16 protein-coding genes are annotated in these 13914 nt (G+C 59.6%); 8 read left to right on the plus strand and 8 right to left on the minus strand.

Features of this window, described 5'->3' with window-relative positions; genetic code table 11:
• Positions 1-91 precede the first annotated feature (91 nt).
• Genes K3754_RS10170 through dusB form a run of 3 tightly spaced genes read right to left on the minus strand, consistent with a single transcriptional unit; the run spans position 92 to position 3524 of the window.
• The gene (locus tag K3754_RS10170) at positions 92-1465 is read right to left on the minus strand and encodes a response regulator (protein ID WP_259937011.1); all 1374 of its coding nucleotides are present in this window, start codon (positions 1463-1465) and stop codon (positions 92-94) included.
• A gap of 2 nt (positions 1466-1467) precedes the next feature.
• Positions 1468-2541, minus strand: coding sequence for a nitrogen regulation protein NR(II) (locus tag K3754_RS10175; RefSeq protein WP_259937014.1), 1074 nt, complete (start codon positions 2539-2541; stop codon positions 1468-1470).
• Positions 2538-3524, minus strand: coding sequence for a tRNA dihydrouridine synthase DusB (dusB, locus tag K3754_RS10180; RefSeq protein WP_259937015.1), 987 nt, complete (start codon positions 3522-3524; stop codon positions 2538-2540). Before dusB ends, K3754_RS10175 begins: the two co-directional genes overlap by 4 nt.
• A 178-nt stretch (positions 3525-3702) precedes the next feature.
• On the opposite strand from dusB, the gene K3754_RS10185 reads away from it, so the two are divergent.
• The 4 genes from K3754_RS10185 (at position 3703) to K3754_RS10200 (ending at position 7119) form a co-directional block, all read left to right on the plus strand.
• Positions 3703-4833 carry a bifunctional 2-C-methyl-D-erythritol 4-phosphate cytidylyltransferase/2-C-methyl-D-erythritol 2,4-cyclodiphosphate synthase gene (locus tag K3754_RS10185; RefSeq protein WP_259937016.1) on the plus strand — a complete coding sequence of 377 codons (1131 nt, stop codon included), beginning with the start codon at positions 3703-3705 and terminating at the stop codon, positions 4831-4833.
• Positions 4830-5321 (plus strand): phosphatidylglycerophosphatase A, encoded by a 492-nt coding sequence (locus K3754_RS10190; RefSeq protein ID WP_203211161.1) that lies wholly within the window; start codon positions 4830-4832, stop codon positions 5319-5321. The genes K3754_RS10185 and K3754_RS10190 overlap by 4 nt, the downstream gene beginning before the upstream one ends.
• Positions 5322-5801 carry a CinA family protein gene (locus K3754_RS10195; protein ID WP_259937017.1) on the plus strand — a complete coding sequence of 160 codons (480 nt, stop codon included), beginning with the start codon at positions 5322-5324 and terminating at the stop codon, positions 5799-5801.
• A 136-nt stretch (positions 5802-5937) separates the two neighbouring features.
• Complete coding sequence (locus tag K3754_RS10200) at positions 5938-7119, plus strand: ammonium transporter (RefSeq protein WP_203211159.1); 1182 nt, start codon at positions 5938-5940, stop codon at positions 7117-7119.
• Here K3754_RS10200 and K3754_RS10205 read toward each other — a convergent pair.
• Entirely contained in the window at positions 7101-8381 is a 1281-nt protein-coding gene (locus K3754_RS10205; RefSeq protein WP_259937018.1) for an MmgE/PrpD family protein, read from the minus strand. The genes K3754_RS10200 and K3754_RS10205 overlap by 19 nt on opposite strands.
• Complete coding sequence (locus tag K3754_RS10210) at positions 8381-8833, minus strand: type II toxin-antitoxin system RatA family toxin (protein WP_203211157.1); 453 nt, start codon at positions 8831-8833, stop codon at positions 8381-8383. Before K3754_RS10210 ends, K3754_RS10205 begins: the two co-directional genes overlap by 1 nt.
• 67 nt (positions 8834-8900) lie before the next feature.
• On the opposite strand from K3754_RS10210, the gene hpt reads away from it, so the two are divergent.
• The 4 genes from hpt to K3754_RS10230 all read left to right on the plus strand — a co-directional run bounded on the left by hpt (position 8901) and on the right by K3754_RS10230 (position 11058).
• The gene (gene hpt, locus K3754_RS10215; RefSeq protein ID WP_203211156.1) at positions 8901-9437 is read left to right on the plus strand and encodes a hypoxanthine phosphoribosyltransferase; all 537 of its coding nucleotides are present in this window, start codon (positions 8901-8903) and stop codon (positions 9435-9437) included.
• Positions 9438-9457: 20 nt separating this feature from the next.
• On the plus strand, positions 9458-9607 hold the full coding sequence (locus tag K3754_RS10220; protein WP_037907582.1) for a hypothetical protein: 150 nt from the start codon (positions 9458-9460) through the stop codon (positions 9605-9607).
• 80 nt (positions 9608-9687) lie between these two features.
• The gene (locus K3754_RS10225; protein WP_259937020.1) at positions 9688-10164 is read left to right on the plus strand and encodes a cytochrome c; all 477 of its coding nucleotides are present in this window, start codon (positions 9688-9690) and stop codon (positions 10162-10164) included.
• A 12-nt stretch (positions 10165-10176) separates the two neighbouring features.
• Positions 10177-11058, plus strand: coding sequence for a c-type cytochrome (locus K3754_RS10230; RefSeq protein ID WP_409202384.1), 882 nt, complete (start codon positions 10177-10179; stop codon positions 11056-11058).
• Here the strand turns inward: K3754_RS10230 and lipA are convergent.
• The 3 genes from lipA to K3754_RS10245 all read right to left on the minus strand — a co-directional run bounded on the left by lipA (position 11055) and on the right by K3754_RS10245 (position 13869).
• Positions 11055-12008, minus strand: a complete 954-nt coding sequence (lipA, locus tag K3754_RS10235) for a lipoyl synthase (protein WP_203211153.1) — start codon at positions 12006-12008, stop codon at positions 11055-11057. The two genes, K3754_RS10230 and lipA, sit on opposite strands and share 4 nt — an antisense overlap.
• Positions 12009-12109: 101 nt before the next feature.
• Positions 12110-12565, minus strand: coding sequence for a hypothetical protein (locus tag K3754_RS10240; protein WP_259937035.1), 456 nt, complete (start codon positions 12563-12565; stop codon positions 12110-12112).
• A 167-nt stretch (positions 12566-12732) separates the two neighbouring features.
• Complete coding sequence (locus tag K3754_RS10245) at positions 12733-13869, minus strand: DUF6456 domain-containing protein (RefSeq protein WP_259937038.1); 1137 nt, start codon at positions 13867-13869, stop codon at positions 12733-12735.
• Positions 13870-13914: the final 45 nt, after the last annotated feature.

Here is a 13914-nt window from a genome sequence, read left to right on the forward strand (position 1 = left end):
CACTCATGATGTGGTGCGCATCGGCACCAACCGCCGTATTTTGTGGTCCTGATCCGGCGTGATACCCGATGGCCACGGTTATGTGGCGGTTTTACATCATTTTGCGGCCCCGTGTCACCTCTATATCGAGGTCGGTGATTTTCTTGCGCAATGTATTTCGGTTGATGCCCAGCAGATCGGCGCATTTTGCCTGATTTCCGGCGGTCGCACCAAGGGCAATTTCGATCAACGGTGCTTCAACTTCGCGCAGGATCCGCGCATAGAGGCCGGGCGGCGGCAACATATTTCCGTGTTGATCGAAATAGCGGCGCAGATGCCGTTCCACGCTGGCGCCCAGTCGTTCGGTGCTGGCATGAGCCCGTAAGGGTTCGCTTGTGGGCTGGGCGCCAAGCACTTGTTCAGCCTCCGTCTGGCTGACCTCACTGGCGCGGCTGGTCAGGGCAAGCTGCCGCATCGCATGTTCCAGTTGGCGCACATTGCCGGGCCAGGCGTAGTTGGACAAAACCTTGGCGGCGGCATCGGACAATTGGCGCAGAACTCCCAGACCGCTGTCTTCGGCCTGTTTCAGGAAATGGTCGGCCAAGAGAGGGATGTCTTCGACGCGGTCGCGCAGGGTTGGCACGTGCAAGGTCGCACCGGACAGGCGATAATAAAGATCGCGGCGCAATTTGCCCTCTTTCATCGCGGCGGCCAGATCCGATTGGCTGGTGGCCAGAAACCGCGGGCTGTATTCGCCCGGCGCATCCATCATCCGCGAGATACGCGCCTGCACCTCGGGGGGGATATCGGCGATCTCGTCAATCAACAACGTGCCGCCGCGCACCTTGGCCAGCAGCCGTGCAGGGGCGTCAATATCCACCAGTTCGGTGCCCGTGACCGTGACAAAGGGCAGATTGCGACGATCAGAGAAGTCATGGATGGCCTTTCCGATCAAAGACTTACCCGTGCCGCTTTCCCCCCAGATCAGAACCGGCAAATCGGTGTTCATCACCCGCGCCACCAGCCGGTAAAGCGCCTGCATCACCGGGGTTCGGCCAATCAGCGGCAGATCATCGCGGTCTTCTTCCGGCGCTTTGCTGGCGGTTGCCCTTGGGGCTGTGCCGCCTTTCTCCAGCGCCCGCGCCGTGCGCTTCATCAGATCCGGCAGATCAAAGGGTTTGGGCAGGTAGTCAAACGCCTCGGCCTCTGCGGCCTTGATCGCGGTCATGATGGTGTTTTGCGCCGAGATCACGATCACCGGCAATCCGGGCCTGTCCGCCGATATTTTGGGCAGCATTTCCAAACCGTTGCCATCCGGCATCGCCACATCCGTGATCACCACATCGCCTTTGCCCTCTCCGACCCAGCGCATCAGCGTGGTCAGGCTTGAGGTGGCATGAACCTTGCAACCCGCCCGCGTCAGGGCTTGCGTCAAGACCGTGCGGATTGTGCGATCGTCATCGGCGACCAATACCGTGCCATCCATTGTTATTCCTCTTCTTTCTGTGCGGCTGCGCGGGGCAGTGAGATGCGGAATACCGTCTGCCCGGGCACCGAAGTCACCGAAATCCAACCGTCATGTTCGGAAATGATCTTGCTCACCAACGCAAGGCCCAGCCCAGTGCCGTTTTCACGGCCCGAGACAAAGGGATCAAAGACATCGCCCCTGATGTGATCCGGAAGGCCCGGACCGTCATCTATGATCTCGATTTGCAGCGGCAGCGCCTGACCGGTGCCATCGGCGCGGCGCAGACGGAATGAATGTTCGAAGTAGCTGCGCAGACGGATGGTGCCGCCGCCCTCTCCGGCGGCTTCGGAGGCGTTTTTTAGAAGGTTCAGTACCACTTGCAGCAGTTGGTCCTTATCGCCAAGTGCCATGGGCAATGAAGGGTCGTAGTCTTCGATGATTTTCATCTGGGCGCCAAAGCCCAGCAAGGCAGAGCGCCGCGCGCGGTCCAGCACGTCATGCAGGTTCACCGCCTGCCGTTGCGGCGGGTTGAGATTGCCGAACTGTTCAACCTGTTCCAGCAATTTCACGATCCGGCGGCTTTCCGCGACGATCAGATCGGTCAGCTCCAGCTCATCTGCGGGCAGGTTCATTGACAGAAGCTGCGCTGCGCCGGTGATCCCGGCCAGCGGGTTCTTGATCTCATGGGCCAGCATTTCAGCCATGCCAATCGCCGATTTGGCGGCGGATTTCACAGAGTGGTTCTGGGTCATCCGCCCGGCCAGTTCACGCGGCGAGATCATCATCAGCATATGCCCCTCCGCCCCGCTGAGCGGTGCGATCTGCAGGGCCGATTGCAAAGGCGCCCGTTGGCCGGACCCCACATCGACGTCATTGACAAAAAGCGGTGTGCCACTGGCGCGGGCACGGTCGAATGCATCCTCTAGCGGGTCATTGACCGCGATAATGTCCCACACCGGTACGCCGATCACCGATTTTGCCGAAAGGTTCAAAAAACCCTCGGCGGCGGGATTGATATCTTCGATGCTGTCGTCTGGCGCAATCAGAATGGCCGGAACCGGCAATGATACCCAGATGTTGCGATCATGGCTCATGCCGCCTGTGCCCCCGCGCCAAGTTGCATGGCCTGCCGGATCAAACCTTTGGTTTGTTTCGGGTCTTTGCTGGTTAACACGTCGCGGCGCAGGGCGTTCGGCGTGGCACAGGTGTCCATATACCAGCCCAGGTGTTTGCGGGCGACGCGCCCACCCAGATCAGCACCATAAAACCGAAGCATCTCATCGTAGTGTTCTTCTACCATCGCGGCAAAGGCATCACCCAAGGGAATGTCAGGCGCCGGCGTGCCAAAAAGCGCGTGACTGATCTCGGCCAACACCCAAGGCCGCCCCTGCGCACCGCGTCCGATCATCACCCCATCCGCACCGGATTGATCCAACGCCTGTTTTGCCGCATTGGCGCTGGTGATGTCGCCATTGGCCACCACCGGAACATCAACCGCCTCGCGCACCGCGCGGATCGCCTGCCAATCGGCGCTGCCTTTGTAAAACTGGCACCGGGTGCGCCCGTGAATGGTGATCATCTTGATGCCCGCACTCTCGGCGCGGCGGGCAATATCCGGGGCATTGAGCATCTGATCATCCCAACCCAGACGGGTTTTCAGGGTGACAGGCACATTGACGGCCTCCACCACCGCCTCAATCAGGCGCAGCGCGTGATCTGGTGTTTTCATCAGGGCCGAACCGGAGGCGCCTTGCGTTACCTTTTTGGCAGGGCATCCCATGTTGATATCGATCAGCCGCGCGCCCTGTGCTTCTATCATGCGGGCGGCCTCCGCCATGGGCGCAGCCTCGCGGCCGGCGATCTGGACAGATGTGCCTTCGACCCCCAGCCCCAGTTCCGCCTTTTCACGGGTGCCAGGGCGGCGCGACAGCAGTTCCTGGCTGGCGACCATTTCTGACACAACAAGACCCGCGCCAAAGCGTGCCACCAAGGTCCGGTAGGGCAAATCGGTGATTCCAGCCATCGGAGCGAGGAAAACCGGCGGGTTGAGATCTATGGGCCAGACCGGCGGGCGCATGTGCTTAATCCTTGTGCAGTTGTGACGGGTTTAGCGGTAACCCCGCGGTTACTCAATAAAAACAGATAGATTTTCGTTGGGTCACGCGCCTATTTGCCTAAATTTTGTGCAACAAGGTGAATGATTGCCTGTACCGCTGCCATTGCCTAGACAGGAGCATGAAACAGCGGACATGCCTATGACCATCACTGCTCTTATCGTTGCCGCAGGTCGCGGCACCCGCGCTGGCGGGGCGCTGCCAAAGCAGTGGCAGCCGCTTGGCGCCGCGCGGGTGATCGACCACACGATCGCGGCCTTCGCCCGCCATCCGAAGATTGACCAGATTGCCGTTGTGCTGCATCCCGATGATCTGCATCTGGCGCAGAGTTTTGACGTGCCGGGGCTGATCGTGGGCGCGGGAGGCGCGGACCGGGCGGCATCGGTGCGCAATGGATTGGCGATGCTGCCCGAAACCGGTCAAGTGCTGATCCATGATGCCGCAAGACCCTGTGTTTCAGCACAGGTGATTGATGATGTGCTTTCCGCCTTGACCGAGACCCGCGCCGCCGCACCCGGTCTGGCCGTCACAGATGCCCTGTGGCGCGGCACGGATCATCATGTAACCGGCCCGCAGGACCGCGCCGGCCTCTTTGCCGCGCAGACACCGCAAGGGTTTGATCTGGCGGTGATCAAACAGGCCCATGCCGCCTATCAGGGCCCTGCCGCCGATGATGTGGAGGTCGCCCGCGCCTATGGTATTCCCGTGCGGATCACACCCGGCGATCCCGACAACATCAAGATCACAACCGCAGGCGATTTTGCCCGTGCGGGGCGCATATTGGAGAACTCGATGGACATTCGTACCGGCAACGGCTTTGACGTGCATGCCTTTGGACCCGGCAATCATGTAATGCTGTGCGGGGTGAAAATCCCGCATGATCATGGGCTTGTGGGGCATTCTGATGCGGATGTCGGACTGCACACAGTGACCGATGCGATCTATGGCGCCTTGGCGATGGGCGACATTGGCCAACATTTTCCGCCCTCAGATCCACAGTGGAAAGGCGCAGAAAGCCATGTGTTCCTGCGCCATGCGGCCGGATTGGCCCGCGAGATGGGCTTTGTGCTGACCCATGTGGATTGTACGCTGATTTGCGAACATCCGAAAGTCGGGCCGCACGCGGCAGAGATGCGTAAAGTCATGGCAGATATCCTTGAAATTGACGTGAGCCGCGTGTCAGTCAAAGCCACCACGTCAGAACGCCTTGGCTTTACCGGTCGGGGCGAAGGGGTCGCGTGCATGGCCACAGCAACATTGGTGAAATCATGACACTTGCAAAACTGATTGGCACATTCATGGGGGTCGGATACATCCGCCCTGCCCCCGGCACATGGGGATCGCTGGCCGCACTGCCCTATGGCTGGCTTTTGCACGTGATTGGCGGCTTGCCCTTGCTGCTGATCGGGATCGCCGTCGGCTTTCTCAAGGGGTGGTGGGCCACGGCGCAGATGACCAAGGGCAGCGATGATCATGACCCTTCCGAGATTGTCGTGGACGAGGTCATCGGCCAATGGATCGCACTGATCCCGCTGAGCTACGCGGCGGGCTCTTTGGGGATCAGCATTCTGAACATGTGGCCGGGCTGGATTGCTGCCTTTGCGCTGTTCCGGCTGTTTGATATCACCAAGCCTTGGATCATCGGCTGGGCGGACCGGCGCGGTGATGCCTTGGGGGTGATGCTGGATGATGTGATCGCGGGCGTTTTCGCGGCCATCGGTGTGATGGTGCTGGCGGCTCTGTTTCATGGCGTGATGTAGATGAGTATCGCCGCTGAACTCCTTGTATTATCATTAAAAAAGCAGGTCATGCTCTGCTGCGCAGAAAGCTGTACGGGGGGCATGGTCGCGGCCGCGCTAACCGATCTGCCGGGGTCATCGGCGATGTTTGACCGGGGCTTTGTCACCTATACCAATCAAGCCAAAATGGATCTGCTGGGTGTGCCGGAACAGGTGCTGGCTGATTTTGGAGCGGTCTCCGAACCCGTGGCCGCCGCGATGGCCAAAGGGGCATTGAACGGATCCGAGGCGGCGCTGGCGGTGTCAATCACCGGCATTGCCGGCCCTGGTGGATCAGAGCACAAGCCTGAAGGCCGTGTGTGTTTTGGCGTGGCGCATCAGGGCGGCACCCGGACCCAGACCGTTGAATTCGGCGCCCTTGGCCGTCATGCCGTAAGGATGGCTGCACGGGATCATGCCTTGGCGCTATTTCTTGAAGAACTTCAAAAACTGCCCGAATAATGGGCAAAAGGCCAGACGGGGCGCCCAAATGCGCGTCATCTTGCAGAACTGCCCCTAAAATCGGCGGCGAACGCTGTTCTGCGCGGCAGGGCTGCGCAATCTGCGGGCAGAGCTGAAATTTCTGTTGGAGAGCCCGATGAACGCCGCTGATTCTGCGTGGATCATGACCGCCACCGCCCTCGTTTTGTTTATGACCCTGCCGGGGCTGGCCCTGTTTTATGGCGGGCTTGTCCGATCCCGCAATGTGCTAAGCGTGTTTATGCATTGTTATGCCATTGCCTGTCTGATGTCGGTGCTTTGGTTCTTTGTCGGCTATTCCATTGCCTTTGGCCCCGGTGAAAGCGGGCTTTGGGGCGGTCTGGCCAAGGTGGGTCTGGCCGGTATCACCGCAGACAGCCTTTCTGGCACCCTGCCCGAGATCCTGTTCTTTGCCTTTCAGATGACCTTTGCCATCATCACACCGGCGCTGATCGTGGGGGCTTATGTGGAACGTATCGGTTTTGGCTTTATGCTTTTGTTTTCCGCGCTTTGGATGCTGATCTGCTATGCGCCTGTGGTGCATTGGGTCTGGGGCGGCGGCATGCTGGCCGATGGCGGCATCTTTGGCGAGACCGGGGTCAAGGACTTTGCTGGCGGGATTGTGGTTCATGAAACCGCAGGTCTGGCCGCACTGATCCTTGCCGTGGTGCTGGGGCCACGAAAGAACCAGACAACACCGCCGCACAATCCTGGCATGGTGATGATTGGCGCGGCGATGCTTTGGGTCGGGTGGTTCGGTTTCAACGGTGGTTCGCAACTGGCCGCAGATGGCGGCGCGGCGATGGCGATCACAGTCACGCATATCTCCGCGGCAACGGCGTCCCTGTCCTGGGCGCTGTGGGAGCGGATCAAGTTCGGCAAAGCCTCCTTGGTCGGCATTGTCACAGGCACCATCGCGGGCCTTGCCTCAATCACACCGGCGTCCGGGTTTGTCGGGCCATGGGCGGCGCTGCTGATCGGTGCAGTGGCCGGGATTCTATGCCAAGAAGCAGTTGTCCTGATCCGCAACCGCGTGAAAATTGACGACACGTTGGATGTCTTTGCCGTGCACGGCGTTGGCGGGATCTTTGGGACGATCATGATTGCTGCCTTGGGGGCGGGCTCTTGGGCGGCGCAGCTGGGATCTCTGGTAATTGTCGGGGTGTTCACCACAGTTGTGACGCTGGTGCTGATCTATGTCTGCAAGGCGGTCCTGCCGATCCGTGTTGATCTGGAAACTGAAACCAATGGTCTGGATCTCAGTGTTCATGGCGAACGCGCCTACGACATCACAAGTTGATCACTGAGCGCGCGCAGGTCATCGCCCTGCGCCGCCGCCCACAAAGATGCGCCGCGGTCCTGCCCGAGCAGGTCCGCGGATTTTCGTTGCAGCTTCGCGCTGCGGTCCTCGAAGGACATCGGCGCCATCAGATCATGACGCAGCCGCCGCATGCCGCCGCCGACCAGGCTGACGGAAATCTCTGTTTGGGTCTCGCTCAGACGGTCTTCTTCGCTGACCTTTATTTTGGACCTAAGATCAACCACTTGCGGATCTTTGGTGATCTCGTCCGTAAAATTTGAAATAGCGCCAGTGGCATGGCCTATCAGCGCCATCGCGGCAGTCTGGGCATAGCTGAACTTGGCCGCGAGACCCGTCGTCGGTTCTGCGATGTTGCACACTGACATCCAGCGCGGATGGGTGCGGATATGCACCGATGCGATTTGATCGGGGTCAATCTCAGCGGTGCTGAGCGCCTCAAGCATCGCATGAAGCCCGTGACAGCAAGCGTGAAATTTGTGGCTTATGCTGAGCAGGTGCCAGGCGCCCTTGCCCGGTTTGATCTCTGCCGCTTCGCCGTGATGGGTGGCACCAAAACCAAGCGGTCCGGCCAATCCGTCCTGCGCGGCGGTCATACCCCCCTGCGCCCAAAGTGCGGCCTCAACTCCGCTGCGGGCCGCCAGTCCGGCGTTAAGCGGTTTGGCCATGGTGCCGAACTGCGCCTTAATCCCGGAGGCCATGCTCGCACAAAGGCCAAGCGCATGGCGCAGCTCTTCTTTGTCCAGCCCAAGCAGCCGTGCAGCCCCCATGGTGGCCCCGAAAGCACCCGCCGTTGCGGTCTGGTGGTAGCCGATCTGGTAATGAGCGCGGCCCAGCCAAATCCCTGTTAAGATAGAGCTTTCCACCCCAACTGCCGCGGCATCTACCGCCACGTCCAGCGGTGCACCAACGTCCTCAGCCAGGGCAATGACCGCAGGCAAAACCGCCACGGAGGGATGGCCGATATGGGCAAAATGTGTGTCGTCGTAATCCAGCGCATGGCTGAGCGTGCCGTTGATCAATGCAGCAGTGGCCGCAGGCGCATGACCCCCGCCAAGAACCGTACTTTGACCTGTGCCCAGCCGTTTTTGCATCTTCACAAAATCGGCGAACTCAGGCTCCCGCGCACCGGCAATCCCGCAGGCGGCCCAATCAAACAGCGACAGACGCATCATGGCCACTGCATCTTCTGGCACGGTGGCCTTGCGAAACTTCAACAATTGATCCGTGATGGTTTTGTCCATCAGCCTTGCGCCCCGTAAAGCGCCTCTGCCCGTTGTTCAAACGCCCGCACAACCCGTTGCATTGCCTCGTTAAACACCACGCCAATGATCTTTTGCAGGATCGCATTGCGAAACTCGAAATCAACGTGAAATTGCACCGCACAACCGCCCGGCACATCCTCGAATTTCCAATTGGAATGCATGTGCTTGAACGGTCCATCCAGATATTCGGTGTCAATTCTATGCTGGTCAGGCCACAGCACAACACGGCTGGTGAATCGCTCACGGAACACTTTGAAGCTGATCACCAGATCGGCGTCCATCACCCAATGATCGCCCCGATCCTCGTTGGACCGGATCCGCGCAGCGGCGGTCCAGGGCAGGAATTCGGGATATTTCGCCACATCTGCCACCAGATTGTACATCTGCTGGGCGCTGTAGGGCAATTGGCGGGTTTCAGAATGGGTTGGCATTGCTATCCGGGTCTTGTCACGTTAGCCCTATGTCTCTGCTTGAGGCTGTAAATTCAAGGGCGAAGCCATGACAGATCGTCGCTATGTGATAGATGAAATGATCTCTGCCAAATCCATCGCGGCGCGGATTGAGGATTTGTGCAAGGAAATCCAGCAAGAGTTTAAAGGCACCGACAAACTGGTGGTTGTGGGGCTGCTGCGGGGATCGTTTGTGTTCATCGCCGATTTGGTGCGTGAACTGGATCTGCCGATCGAGGTCGATTTTCTGGAAGCCTCCAGCTATGGCGACGGCATGGAAAGCAGCAGGGAAGTGCGCATTCTCAAAGACTTGCGCGGCGCAATTGAAGGGCGCGATGTGCTTGTCGTTGAAGATATCGTTGACACCGGTCATACACTTCATCACGTCACTGCCCTGCTGAAATCGCGTGAGCCGGGGCGGCTGAAGTCGATTGCCCTGCTCGACAAACCCAGCCGCCGCGAGGTCGATCTCAAGGCGGATTGGACCGGCTTTGAAATTCCGGATGAATTTGTTGTCGGCTACGGCATTGATTTTGCCCAACGCAACAGGAACCTGCCGTTCATCGGCAAAGTGCGGTTCGTGTGAACCCAAATTGGCTGTTTCGCATGTCCAGGTGGGCACGCAATCCGCCCTCGGCCAAGCGGGTCAAACTGGTGTTCGGCATTATCGCCCTGGCCTTTGTGATCTGGGGCATTGAATGGCTGGGCTACTGGCCGGATTGGGCGACGGCAGAGCGTATTCCACGGAAGTTCTAGAAAAATACATCTGATCACAAAAACTTTAGACACGCCAGACGGGTGCTGTGTTAGGCTCATAGCGTATTAGGGAGGACACCATGAAATCGCTTAAGAAACAAACACTTGTTCTGACTTTGAGCGGCGCATTGATCGCCACCGCAGGATATGCTGCCAGCCATGCGGCCACATCCAGCAACAAGGCGGTTGCCGCACGGCACGCCCAGATGCAGATGATCGGCTATCACACTGGCGTTCTGGGCGCGATTGCCAAGGGTGAGGTCGAATTTGATGCTGCCACGGTCAAGGCCGCCGCCGGTAATCTTCATGCCTTGGCCAAGATGGATGGCTCCACGCTTTGGCTTGAAGGTACCGCGCAGGGCGAAGTTGACGGCTCGCGCGCGAAGGCGGAAATCTGGACAGATGCGGCAGGGTTTGCGGCGAAGTTTGCCGATCTAGAAAAGGCCAGCATGGACATGATGAACGCAGGTGATGCCGCTGCGGTTGGCGCTGGCATGGGGGCAATTGGCGGCGCATGCAAGGCGTGCCACGAGACCTATCGCGGCCCGAAAAACTGATCCTTGGTCGCTTTGGTCAAAATCCTAGGGGCCTGCGCCGTGATCGGCGCGGGTCTGGGCTGGTTCCTCACCGCACCTGATCCGCTTGACCCCGCGTTTGGCGCAGGTTTGACGGCCGATCCCGAGGCCGGCGCCTTGGTGTTTGCAGCAGGCGGTTGTGTCTCTTGCCATGCGGCGCCGGGCGCAGAAGGTGATGAGAAACAAGTGCTTGCTGGCGGTTTGCCCTTTGCCAGCGATTTTGGCACCTTCTATGCCCCCAATATTTCGCCCGATCCGAATGCCGGCATTGGCGCGTGGTCCCTGCCCGGTTTTGCCCGTGCCGTGACCCGCGGCGTTTCTCCCGAGGGACAGCATTATTACCCTGCCTTTCCCTACGCGGCCTACCAGCACATGCAGGATCAGGACGTTGTGAACCTTTTTGCCTATATGCAAACGCTGCCTGCCGATCCGACGCCCAGCAAGGCGCATGATGTGGGCTTTCCGTTCAGCATCCGGCGGTCTTTGGGCGGATGGAAGTTGTTGTTTATGAAAGAGGATTTCGTGCTATCTGGGAATCACTCACCAGAGGTCATGCGCGGGCGTTACCTGGCAGAAGGCTTGGCCCATTGCGCCGAATGCCACACGCCACGCAACGCCTTGGGCGGTTTGGACCGGTCGCAATGGCTGGCGGGCGCGCCGAATCCCTCGGGCAAGGGTCGCATTCCCAACATCACACCGGGCAAGCTTGACTGGTCCGAAAGTGATCTGGTCGCCTATTTCACAACCGGTTTCACCCCGGATTATGACAGCGCGGGCGGCGAGATGGCCGAGGTGGTCAGCAATCTGGCGCAATTGCCGCAGAGCGACCGCGAAGCGATCGCGGCCTATCTCAAAGCCGTACCAGCGATCCCTTAAGCTTTGGCCAGCTTTGCATTCCGGGCATCGCGCAGCTTCGCAAAATCGTCACCTGCGTGATAGCTTGACCGCGTGAGCGGCGTGGCTGACACCATCAGGAAACCCTTGCCATAGGCCGCTTTTTCATAGGCGGCAAATTCATCGGGATGGACAAAACGATCCACCCGGTGATGTTTCGGGGTCGGCTGCAAATATTGACCGATGGTCAGAAAATCAATGTCGGCGGCGCGCATGTCTTCCATCACCTGAATGACTGACTGGCGGTCTTCCCCAAGGCCCACCATGATGCCCGATTTGGTGAACATCGAAGGGTCCATTTCCTTGACCCGCTGCAATAGGCGCAGCGAATGGAAGTACCGTGCACCGGGGCGCACTTCGGGATAGAGGCCCGGCACGGTTTCAAGGTTGTGATTGAACACGTCGGGGCGTGCCTCGACCACCTGTTCCAGCACTTTGGGATCGCAGCGGATAAAATCCGGTGTGAGGATCTCGATTGTGGTGCCGGGGCTGCGATGGCGCACCGCGCGGATGGTCTGGGCGAAGTGTTCGGCGCCGCCATCCTCGATATCGTCCCGGTCCACGGAGGTGATCACCACGTGATTGAGGCCCAGTTTCGCCACGGCATCGGCCACCCGTCCGGGCTCAAAGCTATCCAGCGCCTCGGGCGGCTTACCGGTCGCGATGTTGCAGAAGGTACAGGCGCGTGTGCACACTTCGCCCATGATCATCATCGTGGCGTGACCTTGCGACCAGCATTCACCCACGTTTGGGCATCCGGCCTCTTCGCAGACCGTGACCAACTTGTTGTCGCGCATGATCTTTGCGGTGTCGGCATATCCCTTGCCGCCCGGTGCCTTGACCCTGATCCAGGCCGGCTTCTTGGGTTGGGCATTGTCAGGCTTGCGCGCTTTTTCGGGGTGGCGCTGTTCAGGTATCTTCAGATCACGCATGATGTCCTCCGGGCATTTTGCTTTATGTAACAGAAAATCTGGCGTGCAAAACCCCACCCGCTGCAAGGCAGCCATGCATCCGGCGCGTCATCATCGCGCAGTTATTGCCACCAACGCGGCCCCATCCGGCGGCGCAGCCAGCCGCCAACAGACCAATGATCGCGGGCAATCATCAGCAAAAGCGCAATGAACGCGCCCATCACAGCCAGATCAATCACCTGATTGCGGTGGATCGGAAATCCCTTGTCGTTGAGGGCAAAAGGGTCAAAGAACCCCTCCCAACGGCGGGTGATGGTGTAGAAATGCATCACGGCCAATGCACCATAGCTGGCAAAACGAAAGATCCCGAGCGCTGCAAGAAGGCACAGAAGAATTTGCACTGATCCGGCCAGATAGATCTGGCTGATGTCCACCGTCACGCCGTCAAAATGTTTGGCAAGCTGTTGATATTGCTTGGGGGTGATCAGTTTATGCGCGGCCCAAAGAAACATGAACCACGCCAGCCCAAGGCGCAGAACCAACAGTGCGGCGGCGTCGCGCCGGTCTTGAGATGTCATGATGGGTGCCCCGCCCGATTATGGTTGCGGCCCCTACCCTACAAAGCTGCACAGATTTGGGAAATCACAATAGGTAATGTCGCGCCATACAGGCCCGATTTCATGGTGCCATGGCCGATCCTGAGGGGAGGGCCGGGAACAGTCCTTTGGCCCTGAACCGCCGCGCCCTATCCGATCATCGGCCCTCGCGCGCCAATCGTTTCATCGTAGTGACGCCGCAGCCGGATAAGGGCGATCCGCAACACCACTTTGCCAGATCGCGCCGACCATCCCAAGCGTTTCTCGGTGGTCTCCAACCCCTCAAGATAACAACAGCAGCGCAAGACCACGTCGGACAGTCCCGGCCCCAGATGAGCAAGCGCCGCCGCCACACGGGCCCGGGCCGCCTGCGGCGCACTGTCACCGGTTTGGGCTCCGTTCCGGCCGGTGGATGTCCCCGCGGTCAGAAATCCTTCCCAGTTCTGCGTGACCTTGCTGTCCATCTGTGCCAGTTCAAAATCCTCGCGCAGCCGTTCACCGGCCTGCACCAATGGCTCGCTCAAGAACGGTTTGCCGTCCTTGTCCTTGCGCCGCGACAGCGCGGAAAGCGGGCTTTCGGCGAGACAATACCGCATACGCTGGCGCCGTGGCGCATCTGTTTCAGGATCGTGGCTGTCTTGCCATCCGGTGCCGGTGTTCTCGAACCCGCTTTGCGCTTCGGCAAAACCATTGGCCGCGCGTGGCGGATGTTTGAGCATCGCCGTCAATTTGGCCCGCCCGGCACGGGTGATCTGATACCGTGTCACACGGCCGGTGCTGATCGATGTGATCCAGTTCTTGAGTGCCATAGCCTGTGCCACACCGCTGTCCACCACAGCCGTGCGGGTGCTGCCGCCGCCCGCGATATCACGCACAACAACAGCCTTTTCCATTTCCGGTGCGACCGCCAGCACGGCCCCCGTTTCCGCCAATCGCCGCAAGACCCGCAAGGCCTCGCGCTGCAATGTTGATTGATCGGGAATTGCGGTCATCTCCGGTTGCGCCATTGCGGTTGTATCCTTTTGTCTGGGTCTGGTCGTCGGGCGCTTGGCACGCACCGCACCAAGCCTGCAAAGAGCGGCATCAATCAGGGGGTCATCACGGCACATCTCGATCTTGCGGATGCGCCGCAGAATGGTCGAAGCATGGCAGCCCGCCTCCCGCGCTAGAACACGGATCGGCGCACCTTCTTCGGTATGGGCCAGATAATTGCGTGCGCCGATTGGCACCCATTCCGGCAGTTTTTGTGAAACCCGCAGATTGCCCATCTCGTTTGATGCACTCATGCCATCCCCTCCATGATGTCTGGCAGCAGATATCCACAGCGTTAT

It is taken from the genome of Sulfitobacter sp. M368 (assembly GCF_025141875.1).
GTDB classification, from domain to species: domain Bacteria; phylum Pseudomonadota; class Alphaproteobacteria; order Rhodobacterales; family Rhodobacteraceae; genus Sulfitobacter; species Sulfitobacter mediterraneus_A.

Bases quoted from the DNA above. Each gene is read 5' to 3' on its own strand.
- K3754_RS10170 (WP_259937011.1), bottom strand. From the start codon at position 1,465: ATGGATGGCACGGTATTGGTCGCCGATGACGATCGCACAATCCGCACG.
- K3754_RS10175 (WP_259937014.1), bottom strand. From the start codon at position 2,541: ATGAGCCATGATCGCAACATCTGGGTATCATTGCCGGTTCCGGCCATT.
- dusB (WP_259937015.1), bottom strand. From the start codon at position 3,524: ATGCGCCCGCCGGTCTGGCCCATAGATCTCAACCCGCCGGTTTTCCTC.
- K3754_RS10185 (WP_259937016.1), top strand. From the start codon at position 3,703: ATGACCATCACTGCTCTTATCGTTGCCGCAGGTCGCGGCACCCGCGCT.
- K3754_RS10190 (WP_203211161.1), top strand. From the start codon at position 4,830: ATGACACTTGCAAAACTGATTGGCACATTCATGGGGGTCGGATACATC.
- K3754_RS10195 (WP_259937017.1), top strand. From the start codon at position 5,322: ATGAGTATCGCCGCTGAACTCCTTGTATTATCATTAAAAAAGCAGGTC.
- K3754_RS10200 (WP_203211159.1), top strand. From the start codon at position 5,938: ATGAACGCCGCTGATTCTGCGTGGATCATGACCGCCACCGCCCTCGTT.
- K3754_RS10205 (WP_259937018.1), bottom strand. From the start codon at position 8,381: ATGGACAAAACCATCACGGATCAATTGTTGAAGTTTCGCAAGGCCACC.
- K3754_RS10210 (WP_203211157.1), bottom strand. From the start codon at position 8,833: ATGCCAACCCATTCTGAAACCCGCCAATTGCCCTACAGCGCCCAGCAG.
- hpt (WP_203211156.1), top strand. From the start codon at position 8,901: ATGACAGATCGTCGCTATGTGATAGATGAAATGATCTCTGCCAAATCC.
- K3754_RS10220 (WP_037907582.1), top strand. From the start codon at position 9,458: ATGTCCAGGTGGGCACGCAATCCGCCCTCGGCCAAGCGGGTCAAACTG.
- K3754_RS10225 (WP_259937020.1), top strand. From the start codon at position 9,688: ATGAAATCGCTTAAGAAACAAACACTTGTTCTGACTTTGAGCGGCGCA.
- lipA (WP_203211153.1), bottom strand. From the start codon at position 12,008: ATGCGTGATCTGAAGATACCTGAACAGCGCCACCCCGAAAAAGCGCGC.
- K3754_RS10240 (WP_259937035.1), bottom strand. From the start codon at position 12,565: ATGACATCTCAAGACCGGCGCGACGCCGCCGCACTGTTGGTTCTGCGC.
- K3754_RS10245 (WP_259937038.1), bottom strand. From the start codon at position 13,869: ATGAGTGCATCAAACGAGATGGGCAATCTGCGGGTTTCACAAAAACTG.